The sequence below is a fragment of the Fischerella sp. genome (assembly GCF_013388695.1).
Lineage (GTDB): Bacteria > Cyanobacteriota > Cyanobacteriia > Cyanobacteriales > Nostocaceae > PCC9605.
In genome coordinates this window covers 18,084-35,454 of sequence record NZ_JACAEU010000171.1, presented here as the reverse complement: position 1 = coordinate 35,454, position 17,371 = coordinate 18,084, and the positions used below count along the sequence as shown (strand labels likewise).

Below are 17,371 nucleotides of genomic sequence, written 5' to 3'. Positions count from 1 at the left end.
ACTTTCTTATTTATTCTAAATTCGCTCTCAGGGTGAAGATGTCTTTTTAAGGTTGTGATTTTAATATCTAGATTAGCTGATGGGTAAATGAACAATCTGGTCTTGATGTTCGTTCTCAAAAGAATATTCAGCCAGCAGAATCAATTCCTGTATGTTCTGACCTATGCTTAAATTGGGATTAAGAATAAAAATACCTGGCATATGGCGACCTTCAGCGATGTGGTCAGCTAAGTGTACAGGCATTGATTTACGATTATTTGTCACAAGTACAAAGTCATATTCTTCACACCAACAAAGAATCTCTGGATCTAAAGTACCTTTGATTGGAGTATCAGGTTCTCCTACTGCCCAAATAACTAAATCTGGTTTACGTCGCCGTAGTTGATTAATATACACCGGATCGATGTTTTCATCCATGAGATATTTGAGCGTCATTCGCTTGTTTTATAGCTTCTCGTTCTTGTTTGATTTTCCGTAAGCGGGCTACATTTGGGGGAGGGTTCAACGCTTGGGCTTTACGTTGTTGGTGTCCCCACTCTAACCAATCAGCAATATACTTACTTACGACTTCTTTGTTGTGTAGATAATACAAAATCGTTGCGTAAACTTGCTCTAAAGTCAGAGATGTATAAATTTGCGCGATTTCTTCTGGAGTACGAGCACGATAAATGTATTCGTAAAGGATAGTCTCTATACCGATCCTCGAACCTTTTAGGCGAATATCATCAGGTGCAAGAAAATTGAAGTAATCTTCTAGTTGCATGGTGAGTCCTCTTTTTAATTACTCTTGACTATTGACCCTGGACTCTTGATTCTATTTTAATTCGCTGCTGCCTGCGCTTCTTGATAAATTACTTCCTGAAACTGAATCACATCCTTTTGCGGATCGGCGTGGGAAACTTTCACCAAAACCTGTTCCCCTAGATTCACGGAACGCCGGAAAGACATCGGTAACTGCAAGCCCAAATCTTCTAAAAGAATTAGTGCTAAGCCGCTATCTTCTCTCAACCACATCAGGACTGTTGCATGCCAAATTTTCTCTGGGCTGCGGCGCAGATATTCTAACGCCCAATATCTATTAGTTTGCCGTTCTACCATTGTCACTTCTTGGGTAACGGTGCTGACACTCATCATCACTTCTTTGAGTTGTTCGGCTGAGAACGGTAAAACATCGCCCCGTAAGTGCGCTTTCAGTTGAAAGTGAGTTAGCAAGTCACTGTAGCGGCGAATGGGAGAAGTGGCTTGAGTGTAGGTATCCAAACCCAAACCAGCATGACGCACAGGTGTAATGCTCATTTCGCTTTTAGGCATACAACGGCGCATCGCACAAGCACGCACAAAGCCTGCTGGTAGCTGAATTAACTCCTGTTCAGGGGGTAACTCAGGTTGTGGCTGACCGCGAAAGGGTAGGGGAATGTTATGAATTTGACCGTAACGGGCAGCAACTTCACCGGCTAAGATCATCATCTCGGCTACTAGTTGCCTGGAGGTGGAGTCATCTAAAACATTAATGCTGATATCGTCATTTTTGACTTTAATCATCGCCTCTGGCATGTTAATACTAATGGCTCCTTGGGCATATCGCCAAGTTTTACGCTTAGTTGCCCATTTGGCGATCGCAGCAATTTCTGGTTCTGCCTCCACGCCTAAATCCAGCATTTCGTCTACATCTTCATAGGTGAGGCGATAAGTGGGTTTTATGAAACTGGCATAAATACTGTAATCTTCTACTGCCCCGGATGCATCTAAAATTATCCCAAAGCTGAGGGCACAACAAACTTTCCCCTGTACCAAACTCATTGGCCCAGTAGCCAACAATTCCGGGAACATGGGAACCATTCCCGTGGGTAAATAAACTGTACTACCCCGCTTTCTGGCTTCTAAGTCTAACTCATCTTCAGGCATGAGAAAACGTGTGGGGTCAGCGATATGTACCCATAGCCTTTCTCGCCCATCACCAAGCAACTCCCAACTCAAACCATCGTCTATTTCGGTGGTACTTTCATCATCAATTGTGTAAACCTTGAGATGGGTGAGATCCAGGCGGTTTGTATCTGGGTCAGTGGGTGGTGATTCCAATCGCTGTTGGGCCACTTCTAATACCTTTGTTGGGAATTGAACTGGAATTGACGAACGACGCAAAAATAAGTTTTCATGAGGACTCCACCAGCCCAAATCCACTAATAGTTGAAAGGCCCCTTGGGGAGTAGCAGAACGTCCCAGCATGCTCATCGTTTCTTGGACTGGTGCTGGCGGTGGGTAAGCGCGAGCTAGAGAGTCATAATTTAGCCCCACACGCACAGTGTCAGCAAGCAGCGCTGCATATTTTTCCAGGGCTTCCAAACGGTGGCGATCATGTCTTTGCCACTCAACCGCTTCACCCTTGAGTGCTTGTTCTACACGAGCCAAAAATTCCTGCTGTCCTTTCGCTTTGAGCGCTTCTACTTCTAGTTGGTGTTTGCGTTCCGCTACTTGAGCTGCCGTTCGCGGTTCGTAAGAGTCTCCCTTTTGCTTGAAATAGATTTTGTCTTCTGACAACAAGCAATGGGCTGCATAGCATTGAGGTGGTTCTGATTCGGAAAATAACAAAGTCGCCATTTCTGCTGGCGTCACTGTTTCCCCGCCCTCTACCAGTAATTCCCAAGCAACTTCTAAACTCGATGGATCTAGGTAGGACTTGATTTGTTCCAGAAAATTGGAAACTTGGGAAGGCTTGTAGGTCTGCCCGTTGACTGTATAAGTAATTTGTCGAGGCGCGAGACTATGAGATTGACCCCGTTCATCGATCACGAACCAACGGGTTTTGCCGTCTGGTTTATCTACTACACCCAGACGGCGATCGCCTTGAAGTCTAAATTCAACTAGCGTCCCCTTCTCCACAAGCCTCGCAATTAATTCAAATTTTAGGTTTTAGATTTTAGATTTTAGATTTAAATAACTGGTATTTAATCCGAAATCTAAAGTTTTTGAATTTAGGAGTCTATTTTACACTCCCTTATTTTAAAGATTTTAGATTTTGGACTCACAAACACCAAGTCACTATCTACCTGATGCGTTTTTGGATTGTCTTAAATCCAAAAAATCCGTCTTGAAAAGCTTTGATCGGAGGAAACCTCCGCTCAAACTTTTCGCAAAATCCAAAATCAATTTAACCTTCTGCGTTGATAAACGGCAACAAAGCCAAAATTCGAGCACGTTTAATCGCTAATGTTAATGCCCGTTGTTGCTGAGACGTAAGTCCAGTAATCCGACGCGGCAATATCTTACCGCGTTCGGTGACAAACTTACGCAACAAATCTACGTCTTTGTAATCGATTGGTTCTCCTGGTTTAATTGGAGACAGGCGGCGACGGTAATAACTCATGGTTGTTGACTTACTTTATTTCCTTGTGAACAGTATGCTTGTTGCAGTGGGTGCAGAACTTTTTCAGTTCTAAGCGATTGGTGGTGTTGCGACGATTCTTAGTCGAGGTATAACGCGAAACACCTGGAGAACGCTTGTCTGGATTTGTACGACACTCTGTACATTCCAGTGTCACTATTATCCGGACACCTTTAGCCTTAGCCATAATCTTACAAACAGTTGAGCCTGAAAATAATTAACACAAATTTCTATTTTCTCACATTTCGCCGCACACTTTCAAGCATTCGCTTGACTTTTATATCTAGCGAATAACCTCGACGCGACGAAACGATCATAGTCCTAGCATAACGGTCATGCCAAGTTTGCCGTAGCTGAGTATCAGATACGGCAGCACCACAGTCAATTGCTAGGGGAAGTATTAGCAGTATAGCAGTGGGATTGCGGATGATGTTGTTCAAGGCAATAGAAAGTAAAAGCGCACCGACACCAACTATTGCCTCTCGCTTCAATAAACTCTGCAAATCTGGAACTCTGCCCCGTTCGACTTCCAGCACTCTCATGTCTAGAGCATAACGCCCTAAACTCTGTCCTTGATTATTATATACAACCACTACTCGCAACACTAGCCAAGCGATCGCAAAAACTAGGATCTGGAGAATTTGGATACCAAGCGCACTGGTTCCTAATAGAGAACTCAGCAACCAGACAATCAAGAAATCAATTCCAAATGCCAAACCTCGTCGCACAAATTCAACTCTAGGATATTGTGGTGGGGGTAATCGTTCAATAGTCATAGAAAATAGATGTTTGTATAAAGATTCAAGGTATGTGTTGTTTTTTATCTACTTCAATATTAAAGGGTTAACCAATGCCACTGTCCTTGCTAGTCGCCTATCTATTCTACTTAGTCTTTGAACGTCCGTTCATGTCTAGTTTCTAGCAAAAGCGTAAAATCAAAGATGCTATCAAAAAGGATAAAAGTTAACGTTAACTAGTAAAAACAAAATATATAGTGCAAAATGTAAATAGGCTAATTTAAATTGCAACCAAAAATCAAAACCCCAAACTGTATATTTTGCGATAATCTCAAAATAAAGAGATAATAAAATACAGTTCCATACTAACTATGGATATTATTCAAATCCTCAAAGAAGATTATCAAAGATTTCCAGTCAATCAAACTTACAGCATCTACGCTAAAGACGTTTATTTTCAAGATCCGCTGAACAAATTTTGGGGTATTCGGCGATACAAGCAAATGATTAAATTCATCGAGACTTTCTTTTTAAACCCCAAGATGAACTTGCACGACATCCAAAAAGAGGGAGATACCATTAAAACTCAGTGGACACTTAGCTGGAATACCCCTCTTCCCTGGAAACCGCGCATCTCTATCCCTGGCTGGAGTGAATTACGCCTGAACTCCGATGGCTTGATTGTATCTCACATCGATTACTGGAACTGTTCCCGCCTCGACGTGTTAAAGCAGCATTTTCTGACTAAACAATCGATAATGTAAATAAATGTAAATTCTTCTCAGACAAAACAGAATCATACATGCGCGTAATTTTGACGACAGGGAAAGGCGGTGTAGGTAAAACTTCCGTAGCAGCCGCCACGGGACTTCGTTGTGCGGAACTTGGCTATCGGACATTAGTGTTGAGTACAGATCCTGCTCACTCTTTGGCAGACAGTTTCGACCTAGAATTGGAACACACACCCCGAAAAATTCGCTCAAATTTGTGGGGTGCAGAATTAGATGCGCTGCAAGAATTAGAGGGAAACTGGGGTGCTGTCAAACGCTACATTACCCAAGTTTTGCAGGCACGGGGTTTGGACGGAGTACAAGCGGAAGAATTGGCAATATTACCGGGCATGGATGAGATTTTTGGCTTGGTAAGGATGAAACGCCACTACGATGAAGGCGATTTTGATGTTTTGATCATTGATTCTGCTCCTACTGGTACAGCATTGCGACTATTGAGTTTACCAGAAGTCAGCGGTTGGTATATGCGGCGTTTTTACAAACCGTTTCAAAATATTTCAGTTGCCCTTAGACCCCTGGTTGAGCCTCTTTTTAAACCCATCGCTGGTTTTTCTTTGCCAGATAAAGAAGTGATGGATGCGCCTTACGAGTTTTATCAACAAATTGAAGCACTAGAAAAAGTATTGACTGACAACAGTCAAACTTCAGTGCGTCTCATTACTAATCCAGAAAAGATGGTCATTAAAGAATCTTTGCGTGCCCATGCTTATCTGAGTTTGTATAATGTTGCGACAGATTTAGTTGTAGCAAATCGCATCATTCCTGAGGAAGTTCAAGACCCTTTCTTTCAGCGCTGGAAAGATAACCAGCAGCAATATCGTCAGGAAATTCATGAGAACTTTCACCCTTTACCTGTGAAGGAAGTACCTCTTTTTTCTGAAGAAATGTGCGGTTTAACAGCCTTAGAACACCTTAAAGAAACGCTCTACAAAGATGAAGATCCGACTCAGGTTTATTATAAAGAAACCACAATCAGAGTTGTGCAAGATAAAAATCAATACAGCTTGGAATTGTACTTACCTGGCATTCCGAAAAACCAAATTCAACTGAGTAAATCAGGCGATGAATTAAACATTACTATTGGTAATCATCGCCGCAACTTAGTTTTGCCACAAGCATTGGCAGCACTGCAACCAGTAGGAGCCAAGATGGATGAAGACTATCTGAAGATTCGCTTTGCTGAGGTTGTAAATACTTAATTTAATGGGTGGGTATTGCCCACCTCATCAATAAATATCTAAAGTAGCAAGCAAGTAGCAAGCAAGGGAGCATCCCAAATGTTTAAATTTATCGTTACACTAAATCAGCAAAATTTAGGATTCATTTACTGTCCCAAATTAGATCTACACGCTCTTGAGCTTTTTTGAGAGCTTTTTCAGCAGATTCTCCCAATAATGTTGCCTCGATCGCTCGACCAAGACTGTCAGACAAACGGCTATATCCAGCAATAACTGGTCTAGCGCGTGCATGAGACATTTGCTCCAAAAACACTTTTAACACTGGTTTTTGGTTGATAAATTCCCCAAAAGCATCACTTTGGGCGGCTTTGATGTTTACTGGCAAAAAACCAGTCCCGACACTCCACTCTGTTTGAAATTCTGCACTCAACATATACTCTAAAAACTTGAGTGCAGCTAGTTCTCTTTCTGGGGTAGTCTTCATCACATACATATTTCCACCGCCTGTCACCGTAGCTTGCTCAATATCCGCAGGTATGGGGAATACATCAAAATCAACGTCAGATTTCATGATATAAGTCCAGGGCCCGGTAATCTGCATGGCAACTCGACCCTTAACAAAATCATCCTCCTCATAGCCCCGTTCTGGAGCAGAAAGCTTGGCTGAACCATCTTTTAAAAGGTCTTGCCAAAATTGCAAAGCAGCGAGCGCCCCTTTATCCACCAAATTCGGTTGGTTATTTGTTATGACCTCTCCCCCAGCACTAAATAAAAAAGGGAACCAACAAAAAACAGTCCATTCTCCCTTACCCAAAGGCAGTAACATACCATATTGTTCGGGGCGATGATCGCCATTGCGGTCTATAGTTAGTTTTTTGGCAGCTTGCCGCAATTCTTCCCAAGTCTTGGGCGTTTGTGTAATGCCCGCTGCTTGGAAAAGTTTTGGCCTGTAAAAAATACCAAGATTTCCAGTGTAAAATGGGACTGACCAAATGTGACCGTCTAACTTTAATTCATCAAATAGGTTAGGGATGATTTCTGACTTAATTGGCAATTTTTCCAGCCAGTCTTCTAATGGTTTAACTGCCCCTAGTTCGACGAACTGACCTGTAACTTGAGGGTAAAATGCCAGGATATCTGGAGGTACATTACCCACAAATGCTGTTAGAATTTTGGGCAATTGTTGGTCAAGTTGACCTGCGTAGATAGATTCTACTTGAATGTTAGGATGAGTTTGATTAAATTTATCTACCAATTTTTGAAATACATCTCGATTTACAGGGGGATTAATTCCCTGCCAAAGTGTTAGATGAATAACTCCGTTGTCTTTATTGGTTGTACTCTGACAACTAGATAAGAGTAAACAAATACTTAGAAAAATTCCCAGAAGTGAAATCTGCCATCTAGAAGTGATAAACGGGTAGAAAAAATTATTAAACTTACCAAATTTTAGCTTCATTGGCTTTGAACCAGATCAACAAGAAGTGTCACTAAGCTTAATGACAACGATATGTCAAGCATCAGAAAAACATCAATCCGTTGCACCTCATTCCGTAACGTCTAATATTCCCTGTTCTCCGTCTAAAGTTACTTTTACACCTACTGGTAACGCTGCATTAGGTGCTTCGTGACCAAAGGGTAAACCAGAGACAACAGGAATACCCAAATCGCCTAAGCGATCGCGCAAAACTTCCTCAACGTTAAAGCTAGGAACATTTGGTGGTGCTTCACACTTACTAAAACTGCCCAAGGCAATACCACGAACTTTAGAGACAAGACCGCTCATCCGCCACTGTGTTAGCATTCTGTCGATGCGGTAGGGAGCTTCTGTCACATCTTCAAAAGCAAGTATTACACCATCCATATTTGGCTGGATGGGTGTACCAAGAAGATGGGTAGCTACGGTGAGATTAGCTGGTAGCAGGATACCAGTAACTACACCACCTCCCCAACCGCAACCTTTTAAGGGAGCAAGGGTACGGCCTTCCACCCAATCGAATAAGCGTTGAATTGCCCAATCTGGTTCATCGGCTATAGTCGTCAGTACGGGCGCGTGAACGCCAGAAATCCCTGCTTGGTAAAGACTCCACAATAAGGCGGTGATATCAGAAAAGCCAATTAGCCACTTTGGGAATGGGGAATGGGGAATGGGAATTTTCTCCCCTCTCCCAGACGCGCCATGGCGCGTCTCTACATCTCTGTCCCTCTCTCCCTCTCCTATCTCTTCCCAATCCCAATTCTCCAAAATGCGGGTGCTGCCGAAACCGCCTCTGGCACAGAGAATGCCACGACATTCTGGATCTTGCCATGCTGCTGCCAGGCTGTGGCGGCGGTATTCGTCTTTACCAGCTAAATATCCCCATTGGTCATCTATCTCTGGAATGATTTCTACTCGATAGCCACGCGATCGCCAAATTTCTACTCCACGCTCAAAAGCCCCAAATTCTCGCAAAGCACCGCTAGGGGCAATGACTCTCAGTAAGTCTCCTGGTTTCAGCGGTGGCGGGATAATGATTTTGGATTGCATCAATCAAATAATCTCCTTAAACCATTTTTCAAAGCGATCGCCTAACGCTTCCAGAGAAAATTCTGCTTCGGCTTGTTGGCGACAGGAGTGACGGTTGATTTCATTTATACGCTGCGTTGCATCTACCAACCCATCAACACTATCAGGTTCTACCAAAAATCCTGTTTTACCATGTTGAACAATTTCTGCTGGCCCGCCGCGACGATAGGAAATCACGGGTACTCCACAGGCAAGTGCTTCTATTGCCACATTTCCAAATGCTTCTACCCAACGCTGTGTCATTAATAACGCTTGACACTCACGGACTACCTGCTGCAATTCTGTAGTTGATAAAAATCCCAGATATTCAAAAGGTGCATTGGGAAAATCCTGGCAAATCTGCTGCCAATATGATTCATCTTGGATTTTACCCATAATCTTTAAGGGAATATTAGTAATTTCTGCTACAGCTACCGCATCTTCCAAGCCTTTTTCTGGGGAAATGCGACCTATCCAAGCTAATTGTTGCTTTGGTTCACTACAAAACTGATAGAGTGATAAATCAATACCATTGCTTAAACAAACAATTGGTGGTGTTAGTTCAGGGAAAGTAGCTGCTTGTGTAAGACTATGAAAGCCAAGGGTACCACGAAACTGCTTTGCTACTTGAGTAATAATTTGGTCTTGAGCATTATTCAAAGAACCCATACTCACCAAATGAGCAATGGGACACCTGAAAAAAGGTGTCAAGTAGAAAGGCAACCAATCGTAAGCAAAATTTACAATTAAGTCGTAGTCAGCCTGAACTTGACGCGCATAGTCCCACATATTTGCCAATACAGAATTCTCTGGCATGGTAATCGGGGCTGTACGTTCTAGGCTTTGGGCTATGATTTGTAAATTGCCAGGAATTTGTACCAAAGGAAAAAAATCCCATGTGGAAGCTGCTGGGGCGACTATTTGCAGTTGATGACCCCGCTGTATCATTTGTTGAGCGACATTGTACAAGGTTAACTCCACACCACCACCCAGTCCAGTGCCGAGAGGCCCAACGGAAGTGGAGACAAAAAGTAATTTTAATGATTTGGGAGAAGCAGTCATCAACTGTGAGGAGATAAAAAACCACAAACACAATAAAGCACAAAGTTATCACAAAGAAAATATCAGGTGATGAAAGGTTGTTAGTTGTTTGTTGTTAGTTGTTAGTGGTTTGTTTTCTGCCTTGTCCTCTTTCCCTTCCCTTTCCTCTCCACTCCCGATTACCTCTTAATTAAAATGCTTCCCACTATTTCTACTATTCCCCTTCGCCAGATGGCTTCCGGTGATGTTTTATCACTGCAAGTATATAAATTTATCGGCGCTTATCCAGGAAAAAAGGTTTACATTCAATCTAATCTGCATGGTGCAGAAATAGCTGGTAATGCAGTTATTCACCAATTTATCGAGTTCTTACTGACAGTCAATGATACCGATTTAACTGGAGAAATTTGGTTAGTTCCTGTTTGTAATCCAATTGGGACTAATGCACGCGCCCAAAATTTTTCCCCTGGCAGATACTGTATTTACGAAGCCAAAGACTGGAACCGTATCTTTTGGGATTATGAAAAAGAAGCTGAAGATTTAGCAGCCTTTGCTAAATCTCAACTTCATCTTGATTTGGAGGCCGTCAAACAAAATTATCATGCCTCAATTCAGCAAAAATTTACCCAACTTTTAGAAAAAATTAATTCTCCCAGTGGTGTACCCTACACTGAACGGTTTCGCTACAAGCTACAATCTCTGAGTTTAGATGCTGACTACTTGATTGACTTACATAGTTCCACTAATCAGGGTTTAAATTACCTTTATTACTTCCGAAATCGAGAAGAAAGTGCCAAATATTTTTTACTCAATTTAGGAATTGTGTTGGATGAATATGATGGTGATGCTTTTGATGAAGCGTTTATCAAACCTTGGTTAGCACTGGAAGAATGTTTTAAAAATTTAGGCAGAGAAATAAAATTTGATGTAGAAGCTTGGACACTAGAATTAGGTACGGGTATGCAGATGAATCCTGATTCTATTGCTAAAGGTCTCCTAGGGATGAAAAATTATTTAGCCCACAAAGGAGTTTTGCAAATTGCTAATTTCCCTTTGGGAAATAGCGATAAGCATGAAATGACTTTTAGTGCAAGGAGTAAAGTTAAGAAATATTACGCTCCTGTAGGCGGGATGATTCAATTAAGAGTCGAATTGGGTAGAGAAGTTAAAGCTGGAAAAAGACTTTATCAAATTCTAAATTTTAATAAAGAAGGTAAGTTACCAAAGGTGATTGATGTTTTTGCTGAACAGGATGGATTAGTTTACGATGTTTCAACCAATCAAGCCGTGAATGAGGGGGAGTTTGTACTAGGCGTAATTTAAGGGGGATTGGGGATTGGGAATTGGGGATTGGGCATTGGGCATTGGGAATCGGTGAGAACTATGAATGGTGAATGCGATTGGGCTGAAAATTTCATAATTCATAATTCATAATTCATAATTCATAATTTTTATGCGCGATGCCCCATGCCCTAGTCACCAGTTCCTTTTACCCACCATCTACCATTACCAAGCAAAAGCGATCGCTGTTGTTAGTAATTTGTAACATTATGCCGATCGCTGTTGAAAGTTATCCAGCTATCTCAAATCAAACAATACAATGTAAGTAAATGGGCGTATAGATTTTTTGACAGGTTATGTGAAATATATTTAACTATTAAGTAATTAAAGATATTTAGTAGTAGATTAAACTAAAACAAAGACAATTGTTAAAAATTCCAGGGTGATTCTATGTTGCTTTTGTCTCTACAAATCAAATTACTAATCGCAAACGTAGAGTAAATGGAGTCATAGGTGAGTAGTATTAATAACGACATCTTCTCTGTATCAGGAGAAGTGATGATTCCCCAGGCTCCTCCTGAGTTTAAGTCAGGTTTTATTGGCATTATCGGTCGCCCTAATGTCGGTAAATCTACGTTAATGAATCAATTAGTAGGACAAAAAATTGCCATAACCTCACCAGTAGCACAAACTACACGCAATCGCTTGCGGGGCATTTTAACTACAAAAGCAGCACAACTAATTTTTGTAGACACCCCAGGAATTCATAAACCCCATCATCAATTAGGGGAAGTGCTGGTGCAAAATGCCAAAATCGCAATTGAGTCGGTAGATGTAGTGCTTTTTGTGGTGGATGCGACGACCTTTTGTGGTGCAGGCGATCGCTATATTGCCGAATTGCTGAATCGCAGTAGCACGCCAGTAATCTTGGGTTTGAACAAAATCGACCAACAGCCCCTAGATTCTCAGGAAATAGATGAAAGTTACGCCCAGTTAGCACAGCCGCATCAATGGCAAACAGTGAAATTTTCTGCCAAAACCGGTGCGGGATTATCTGAACTGCAACAAGTATTGATTCAACATTTAGAACCGGGGCCATACTACTATCCTCCCGACTTGGTAACAGATCAGCCAGAACGCTTTATTATGGGCGAATTGATTCGAGAACAGATTTTACTGTTGACACGTGAAGAAATCCCCCATTCTGTAGCAATATCTATCGATCAAGTAGAAGAAACACCAACCGTTACTCGCGTATTGGCTACGATCCACGTCGAACGTGATTCTCAAAAAGGAATTCTCATTGGCAAAGGCGGATCGATGCTCAAAGCCATTGGTAGTGCAGCTCGTGAACAAATTCAAAAGTTAATAGCAGGCAAAGTCTATCTAGAATTGTTTGTGAAAGTGCAACCAAAATGGCGTCAGTCTCGCGTCCGTTTAGCAGAGTTTGGTTATCACGTGGAAGAATAGAAAAGAATTATGAATTATGAATTATACAATTACTTGTCGTTCATCATTCATAATTTTGAACTCACAGCCAAGAACTGAGAAAAAATGTCTCTCAATACTTCCATAAATCTGCCTCCAGATGCTCTACCGTTGCGGGTGCTAATTATTGAAGATGACCCTATGATGCAGCTGGGTTTAGAACAGTCACTGATGGCACACCCTCAATTAGAAATTGTCGGACAAGCTGAAGATGGCTATTTGGGTGTACAAGCAGCACTGCAATTAAAACCAGATGTAGTAGTCATGGATATCGGCTTACCGCGACTGGACGGTATTGCAGCGACACAGCAAATAAAAGCAGCATTGCCAGAAACTCATGTGGTGATGCTGACATCCCACAAAACAGAGACAGAAATTATTGCTGCCCTATCTAGTGGTGCAGATGCATACTGTATTAAAGGAGCGAATGTAGACCGACTTTTGAGTGCGATCGCTGCTGCTGTTGAAGGTGCAACCTATCTAGATCCCCAAATTGCTAGACGAGTAATTGAAAATCTCAAGCCACCTTCCCCCAAAGCAAATGTTGCTAATCTCTCCGAACGCGAGTTAGAAGTGTTGAAACTGATGGTAGAAGGCTATAGCAATCCACAAATTGCTGAAAAACTTTATCTCAGCCCCAACACAGTGAAAACTCACGTCCGAGGAATTATGAATAAATTATCTGTTGACGATCGCGTACAAGCAGCAGTTACTGCCTTACGTTCTGGATTAGTTTAGAAGATATTGCGCCGTTCCAAGTAGTAGTTGTCTCGAATGCGCCGCAAATCTTCTGCTATTTGGCAAGCAGTGCGGCGACGTTTTGTAATAGTGTTGAGATGAGATTCTGATTCCGGATGAGAATTTCGTGGAATCCAGTCTTTGCTGCCAGTGTTGAAAATTAACAAGAACATGCTAGTTTGCCCTAAATTCCGCAGAATCTCTAATGTAGAACTGGCAGCAGCGATCGCACCTCACCTGGCTGATATCACCTGATTGGGTGAAAAGACACAATTGTTAGTAGTTAGTAGATAGTAGTTAGTCGTTTACCACTAACTACTAACCACTAACCACTAACTACTACCCACTAAAGTCTTATATCTGCCGCTAGATCGGATTTTTGAACTGTTCAAACCAATGACCGATGAGCAATCAGACCGTAAACTGACAAAATCTGACTAGATCGTAAAGGGTGAGGAAATGCAGATTAAATCTTGGATGGTGATTGGAGGCGTAACTTTATTAGTTGCCTTAGGCGCTAACTTCATCACTCCTGGCGATCGCAAATGGTTTAACCGCTTACAAAGACCCAGGTGGCTCACGTTTGAGGCTGCAATTCCGATTATTTGGACTACAGTATTTATTTGCGGTGCTTGGTCAGCTTATATTGTTTGGGAAAATAACCCAGGAAGTACAACAACCTGGTTATTAATGGGATTATATCTACTTTTAGAAATTGTTACTGTTGCCTATACTCCTGTGATGTTCAGGACTCGCAGATTGAGGGTAGGTACAATTCTTGGTGGGACGGGTTTTGTCATAGCGGTGATATTGGCGATCGCAGTTTTACCAATTTCTGGTTGGGCAACACTGTTACTTGTACCTTATTTATTGTGGAGCCCAATCGGTACTTATACTACTAAAGTAATGGAACGCCTCAATCCTCAAGATGCTTAGAGGTTGTTAGTTGGGGTAAAATTAGAGAAGATGCCATGCTCAATGTTCTCACCGCATTCCTTATAGAGCTACGGTTACTAATTGAACCCAAACGAGCGCTAAGGCGGATTTTCAAACTCGTTATATCCTTAAAAACGCGAACTCTTAAGCTTTTGGGATGACCACAACACGGTTGTAGTTTGAAAACACGCTTTAGTCACCAGCACAGCGCGGCGTAAATAAAAAATAGTTCAAAAGCTCGAAATACAAGCTTTTTGACTCTTGACTTTGGACTGTTGACTTACTCGGCAGCGGTACTAGCCAAAATTTTACACTTCGTGACATCCGTCCATGAATACATCCGATTAGTTCGGTTATCTCGCTACTTTTGGCAACCTGATTGGGGCTTTTTAACGTCACTATATATGTAGTGACTGGGGTGTAAAAGAATTTTTGCTATTTTTTTTGGCAAACAGTGCATCTTAGACTATAATAGAAAGATTTGTCCGAACCACTTTACTCTTGAATAAATTTATCGTAATATTGAATTAAGTAGAACTCATACTGACTTCATATTAAAACTGTCGCCGTCAGCGACTTAAGAAAGAGAAGAATTCTTGAAGACAAAGAGTGTGTGCTTGTAGAGGTTTCAAAATCTAGGGAAGGTAGGGGAACCTATCTGAGGAACTAACCGTCTTGACAGGTTCTAAAAAAACTGAAAACTCGTTCTTTTGTGGTAGTTCCCTAATGTCTAGTGATATATGCACCACCTTTCCTAATCCGCCATAACTATTAAGTATTCTTTTGTGATTGGAGTAGAGGAAAACGCACCAATGCCCACTGTTAACACCGAACTTGAAAATACTAACGCCAAATTCACGGCTGATATGGTGCGAACCTATCTGCGCGAGATTGGTCGTGTACCCTTGCTAACCCGCGAACAAGAGATTGTCTATGGGAAGCAGGTACAGCAAATGATGACGCTGCTGGATGCCAAAGAGGCTTTGGCAAAGAAACTGCGCCGCGAACCGAGCATGCAAGAATGGGCTGCTCACGTGAAAAAATCGGAGTCTGACGTGAAGCAGACTGTCCAGCAAGGGAAGCGGGCAAAGCAAAAGATGATTGAAGCGAACTTGCGCTTAGTTGTTGCTATTGCTAAAAAGTACCAGAAGCGGAACATGGAGTTTCTGGATCTGATCCAAGAAGGAACACTTGGATTAGAGCGGGGTGTAGAGAAATTCGACCCGACACGGGGTTATAAATTCTCGACATACGCTTACTGGTGGATTCGCCAAGCAATTACTCGCGCGATCGCCCAACAAGGCCGTACGATTCGCTTACCTATTCACATCACCGAAAAGCTGAACAAAATCAAAAAAGTGCAGCGAGAACTGGCTCAACAATTAGGGCGATCGCCATCTCCAGCGGAAATTGGCAAAGAACTGGAATTAGAACCCGCCCAGATTCGCGAATATCTAAACATGGCACGTCAGCCAGTTTCTTTGGATGTGAAAGTTGGTGACAACCAAGATACCGAACTGCAAGAAATGCTAGAAGATGAAGGCCCTTCGCCAGAATCTTACATGACTCAGGAATTCTTGCGCCAAGACTTGAATAACCTGCTTGCAGAACTTACCCCTCAACAGCGAGAAGTGTTAGCCCTACGCTTTGGCCTAGAAGATGGAAACGAAATGTCTTTGGCTAAAGTAGGTGAACGCTTGAACCTCAGTCGTGAGCGCGTCCGCCAGTTGGAGCATCAAGCCCTGGCGCACCTGCGTCGCCGCCGCGCCAACGTCAAAGAGTATATAGCTAGCTAATGCTTACTTATCGCTCTTGGCGACGCGCCTCCTGAATTCAGGGGGCGATTTTTTTAGTCATTAGTCATTAGTCATTAGTCATTGGTCATTAGTCAATAGTTATTTCTCCCACTCTCCCCCTCTCCCCCTGCCCTTTACTTTGATAGTCTTGTCACATAATTGGGTAACTTGTAATAGAATAAGAGTTTTTAGTGTAGCATTTAGCACAATTTAAAATAAAATGAAGTCTGTTACAGACGCTGCCGATTTTCAACCGAATACGCAAGAACGACCGCCAGTGATTCTCACTTCCGAGTTGCGAAAAGTTTATCGCACTGGCTTCTTCTTGAATCAAAAAGTCGTATCCCTCAAAAGCTGTTCTTTAACTGTTTACAAGGGAGAAACCTTTGGATTGCTTGGGCCAAATGGTGCGGGTAAAACTACACTGTTAAAACTTTTACTGGGAATTATCCGTTCTACTTCTGGGCGAGGATTGTTGTTAGGCAAACCACTTGGCGATCGCACGATCAAGCAACGGATTGGTTACTTGCCAGAAAATCCCTATTTTTACGACTATCTGACTGGTTGGGAATTTTTACAGCTAGCAGCAGGATTATTCCAAATTCCCAAAAGGGTGCAACGCCAACGCATTCCCGAACTGTTGGAATTGGTTGGTTTATCTCAAGCTGATGCTCGCAAAAAGCAAATGCGCCGTTACTCTAAAGGTATGCTTCAGCGTGTGGGTATGGCACAAGCGCTGATTAACGATCCAGAAGTGGTGTTTTTAGATGAACCTATGTCCGGTTTAGATCCGATAGGACGCTGCCAAATGCGAGAAATTATCCTGTCGCTCAAAGCCGCTGGCAAAACAATTTTTTTCAACAGCCATATTCTTAGTGAAGTTGAGCAAATTTGCGATCGCGTAGCTATCCTTGCTCAAGGCGAATTAATTTGTTCTGGCTCCCTTAACGATCTCCTCGGAACAAGTAACACATATCATGTTCAAGGTCAAGGTGGCGATTGCGAAATCCTCAAAAAATGGCTTCTTCATTTAGAATTTCAGTCTGACGGTTCTTGGCAAGGTGAATTGCAAGGCGATGCCTATGATTTTTTTGCCAGTCTTCATCTTATGGGTGGAAAGATTATTACAATGAAACTTTTTCGTCTTTCCCTAGAAGAGTTTTTTATGCAAGAAATTCAAAAACAAAAAAGCTCAATTATTTAAGGAAATAGATATCATTTTATATATTTTTTGAGAGCTAATCAAAAAGTCGTAAAGCTGCCAATATTAGGTAAAAGTCAAATTTCAAGTTTAGAATCACCACATTGCTTTTGAAAATCAATCAATTTACTTTTTGATGATAAAAATCGAATTAATGCATCGTTATCTTTACTAAGTTGTTTATAATAAATAATGTAATTTTTGCCACAATTATTTTTGTGACTTTCGTGTAACTTTATGGTAGAACTTTAAATTAA

General features: G+C 41.9%; 19 protein-coding genes. 9 read left to right on the top strand and 10 right to left on the bottom strand.

Annotated features, from left to right (window positions below):
* Positions 1 to 72: 72 nt before the first annotated feature.
* The 6 genes from HXY43_RS23855 to HXY43_RS23830 all read right to left on the bottom strand — a co-directional run bounded on the left by HXY43_RS23855 (position 73) and on the right by HXY43_RS23830 (position 4,158).
* Positions 73 to 435 carry a DUF5615 family PIN-like protein gene (locus tag HXY43_RS23855; RefSeq protein WP_290888768.1) on the bottom strand — a complete coding sequence of 121 codons (363 nt, stop codon included), beginning with the start codon at positions 433 to 435 and terminating at the stop codon, positions 73 to 75.
* A complete protein-coding gene (locus HXY43_RS23850) occupies positions 410 to 763 on the bottom strand; it encodes a DUF433 domain-containing protein (RefSeq protein ID WP_290888765.1) in 354 nt (117 codons plus the stop codon). The genes HXY43_RS23855 and HXY43_RS23850 overlap by 26 nt, the downstream gene beginning before the upstream one ends.
* Positions 764 to 819: 56 nt before the next feature.
* Complete coding sequence (locus HXY43_RS23845) at positions 820 to 2,880, bottom strand: ribonuclease catalytic domain-containing protein (RefSeq protein WP_290888762.1); 2,061 nt, start codon at positions 2,878 to 2,880, stop codon at positions 820 to 822.
* Between the two features lie 268 nt (positions 2,881 to 3,148).
* Positions 3,149 to 3,364 carry a 30S ribosomal protein S18 gene (rpsR, locus tag HXY43_RS23840; protein ID WP_026733218.1) on the bottom strand — a complete coding sequence of 72 codons (216 nt, stop codon included), beginning with the start codon at positions 3,362 to 3,364 and terminating at the stop codon, positions 3,149 to 3,151.
* Positions 3,365 to 3,374: 10 nt separating this feature from the next.
* Positions 3,375 to 3,569 carry a 50S ribosomal protein L33 gene (rpmG, locus tag HXY43_RS23835; RefSeq protein ID WP_071589147.1) on the bottom strand — a complete coding sequence of 65 codons (195 nt, stop codon included), beginning with the start codon at positions 3,567 to 3,569 and terminating at the stop codon, positions 3,375 to 3,377.
* Between the two features lie 43 nt (positions 3,570 to 3,612).
* Positions 3,613 to 4,158: an RDD family protein gene (locus HXY43_RS23830; protein ID WP_290888755.1), complete on the bottom strand. Its 546-nt coding sequence runs from the start codon at positions 4,156 to 4,158 to the stop codon at positions 3,613 to 3,615.
* 332 nt (positions 4,159 to 4,490) lie between these two features.
* Here HXY43_RS23830 and HXY43_RS23825 point away from each other — a divergent pair, with 332 nt between their 5' ends.
* Positions 4,491 to 4,883 (top strand): DUF2358 domain-containing protein, encoded by a 393-nt coding sequence (locus HXY43_RS23825; RefSeq protein WP_026733220.1) that lies wholly within the window; start codon positions 4,491 to 4,493, stop codon positions 4,881 to 4,883.
* A gap of 38 nt (positions 4,884 to 4,921) precedes the next feature.
* Positions 4,922 to 6,109 carry a TRC40/GET3/ArsA family transport-energizing ATPase gene (locus HXY43_RS23820; protein WP_290888752.1) on the top strand — a complete coding sequence of 396 codons (1,188 nt, stop codon included), beginning with the start codon at positions 4,922 to 4,924 and terminating at the stop codon, positions 6,107 to 6,109.
* Between the two features lie 121 nt (positions 6,110 to 6,230).
* Here HXY43_RS23820 and HXY43_RS23815 read toward each other — a convergent pair whose 3' ends face one another.
* The 3 genes from HXY43_RS23815 to HXY43_RS23805 form a co-directional block, all read right to left on the bottom strand.
* Positions 6,231 to 7,547, bottom strand: a complete 1,317-nt coding sequence (locus HXY43_RS23815; RefSeq protein WP_290888749.1) for an ABC transporter substrate-binding protein — start codon at positions 7,545 to 7,547, stop codon at positions 6,231 to 6,233.
* Positions 7,548 to 7,634: 87 nt separating this feature from the next.
* Positions 7,635 to 8,615: an LD-carboxypeptidase gene (locus HXY43_RS23810; protein WP_290888746.1), complete on the bottom strand. Its 981-nt coding sequence runs from the start codon at positions 8,613 to 8,615 to the stop codon at positions 7,635 to 7,637.
* 3 nt (positions 8,616 to 8,618) lie between these two features.
* Positions 8,619 to 9,695: a glycosyltransferase family 4 protein gene (locus HXY43_RS23805; RefSeq protein WP_290888743.1), complete on the bottom strand. Its 1,077-nt coding sequence runs from the start codon at positions 9,693 to 9,695 to the stop codon at positions 8,619 to 8,621.
* 174 nt (positions 9,696 to 9,869) lie between these two features.
* Between HXY43_RS23805 and HXY43_RS23800 the strand changes: the two genes are divergently transcribed.
* From HXY43_RS23800 to HXY43_RS23785, 4 genes are all read left to right on the top strand, one after another.
* Entirely contained in the window at positions 9,870 to 10,997 is a 1,128-nt protein-coding gene (locus HXY43_RS23800) for a succinylglutamate desuccinylase/aspartoacylase family protein (protein ID WP_290888740.1), read from the top strand.
* Positions 10,998 to 11,134: 137 nt separating this feature from the next.
* The gene (locus tag HXY43_RS23795; protein WP_290888737.1) at positions 11,135 to 11,284 is read left to right on the top strand and encodes a hypothetical protein; all 150 of its coding nucleotides are present in this window, start codon (positions 11,135 to 11,137) and stop codon (positions 11,282 to 11,284) included.
* Between the two features lie 229 nt (positions 11,285 to 11,513).
* The gene (era, locus tag HXY43_RS23790; protein WP_026733023.1) at positions 11,514 to 12,425 is read left to right on the top strand and encodes a GTPase Era; all 912 of its coding nucleotides are present in this window, start codon (positions 11,514 to 11,516) and stop codon (positions 12,423 to 12,425) included.
* A gap of 84 nt (positions 12,426 to 12,509) precedes the next feature.
* Positions 12,510 to 13,181: a response regulator transcription factor gene (locus HXY43_RS23785; RefSeq protein WP_290888734.1), complete on the top strand. Its 672-nt coding sequence runs from the start codon at positions 12,510 to 12,512 to the stop codon at positions 13,179 to 13,181.
* On the opposite strand, the gene HXY43_RS23780 is transcribed toward HXY43_RS23785, so the two are convergent.
* Entirely contained in the window at positions 13,178 to 13,354 is a 177-nt protein-coding gene (locus HXY43_RS23780) for a hypothetical protein (RefSeq protein ID WP_290888731.1), read from the bottom strand. The two genes, HXY43_RS23785 and HXY43_RS23780, sit on opposite strands and share 4 nt — an antisense overlap.
* Before the next feature lie 286 nt (positions 13,355 to 13,640).
* Between HXY43_RS23780 and HXY43_RS23775 the strand changes: the two genes are divergently transcribed.
* The 3 genes from HXY43_RS23775 (at position 13,641) to HXY43_RS23765 (ending at position 17,117) form a co-directional block, all read left to right on the top strand.
* The gene (locus tag HXY43_RS23775; protein WP_290888727.1) at positions 13,641 to 14,117 is read left to right on the top strand and encodes a TspO/MBR family protein; all 477 of its coding nucleotides are present in this window, start codon (positions 13,641 to 13,643) and stop codon (positions 14,115 to 14,117) included.
* An 812-nt stretch (positions 14,118 to 14,929) separates the two neighbouring features.
* On the top strand, positions 14,930 to 15,913 hold the full coding sequence (locus HXY43_RS23770) for an RNA polymerase sigma factor, RpoD/SigA family (RefSeq protein WP_290888723.1): 984 nt from the start codon (positions 14,930 to 14,932) through the stop codon (positions 15,911 to 15,913).
* 220 nt (positions 15,914 to 16,133) lie between these two features.
* The gene (locus tag HXY43_RS23765) at positions 16,134 to 17,117 is read left to right on the top strand and encodes an ABC transporter ATP-binding protein (protein ID WP_290888721.1); all 984 of its coding nucleotides are present in this window, start codon (positions 16,134 to 16,136) and stop codon (positions 17,115 to 17,117) included.
* The last annotated feature ends 254 nt before the right edge of the window (positions 17,118 to 17,371 follow it).

Bases quoted from the DNA above. Each gene is read 5' to 3' on its own strand.
- HXY43_RS23825 (WP_026733220.1), top strand. From the start codon at position 4,491: ATGGATATTATTCAAATCCTCAAAGAAGATTATCAAAGATTTCCAGTC.
- rpsR (WP_026733218.1), bottom strand. From the start codon at position 3,364: ATGAGTTATTACCGTCGCCGCCTGTCTCCAATTAAACCAGGAGAACCA.
- HXY43_RS23810 (WP_290888746.1), bottom strand. From the start codon at position 8,615: ATGCAATCCAAAATCATTATCCCGCCACCGCTGAAACCAGGAGACTTA.
- HXY43_RS23850 (WP_290888765.1), bottom strand. From the start codon at position 763: ATGCAACTAGAAGATTACTTCAATTTTCTTGCACCTGATGATATTCGC.
- HXY43_RS23815 (WP_290888749.1), bottom strand. From the start codon at position 7,547: ATGAAGCTAAAATTTGGTAAGTTTAATAATTTTTTCTACCCGTTTATC.
- HXY43_RS23800 (WP_290888740.1), top strand. From the start codon at position 9,870: ATGCTTCCCACTATTTCTACTATTCCCCTTCGCCAGATGGCTTCCGGT.
- HXY43_RS23775 (WP_290888727.1), top strand. From the start codon at position 13,641: ATGCAGATTAAATCTTGGATGGTGATTGGAGGCGTAACTTTATTAGTT.
- HXY43_RS23830 (WP_290888755.1), bottom strand. From the start codon at position 4,158: ATGACTATTGAACGATTACCCCCACCACAATATCCTAGAGTTGAATTT.
- era (WP_026733023.1), top strand. From the start codon at position 11,514: ATGATTCCCCAGGCTCCTCCTGAGTTTAAGTCAGGTTTTATTGGCATT.
- HXY43_RS23770 (WP_290888723.1), top strand. From the start codon at position 14,930: ATGCCCACTGTTAACACCGAACTTGAAAATACTAACGCCAAATTCACG.
- rpmG (WP_071589147.1), bottom strand. From the start codon at position 3,569: ATGGCTAAGGCTAAAGGTGTCCGGATAATAGTGACACTGGAATGTACA.
- HXY43_RS23820 (WP_290888752.1), top strand. From the start codon at position 4,922: ATGCGCGTAATTTTGACGACAGGGAAAGGCGGTGTAGGTAAAACTTCC.
- HXY43_RS23855 (WP_290888768.1), bottom strand. From the start codon at position 435: ATGACGCTCAAATATCTCATGGATGAAAACATCGATCCGGTGTATATT.
- HXY43_RS23785 (WP_290888734.1), top strand. From the start codon at position 12,510: ATGTCTCTCAATACTTCCATAAATCTGCCTCCAGATGCTCTACCGTTG.
- HXY43_RS23795 (WP_290888737.1), top strand. From the start codon at position 11,135: ATGCCCCATGCCCTAGTCACCAGTTCCTTTTACCCACCATCTACCATT.
- HXY43_RS23805 (WP_290888743.1), bottom strand. From the start codon at position 9,695: ATGACTGCTTCTCCCAAATCATTAAAATTACTTTTTGTCTCCACTTCC.
- HXY43_RS23780 (WP_290888731.1), bottom strand. From the start codon at position 13,354: ATGTTCTTGTTAATTTTCAACACTGGCAGCAAAGACTGGATTCCACGA.
- HXY43_RS23765 (WP_290888721.1), top strand. From the start codon at position 16,134: ATGAAGTCTGTTACAGACGCTGCCGATTTTCAACCGAATACGCAAGAA.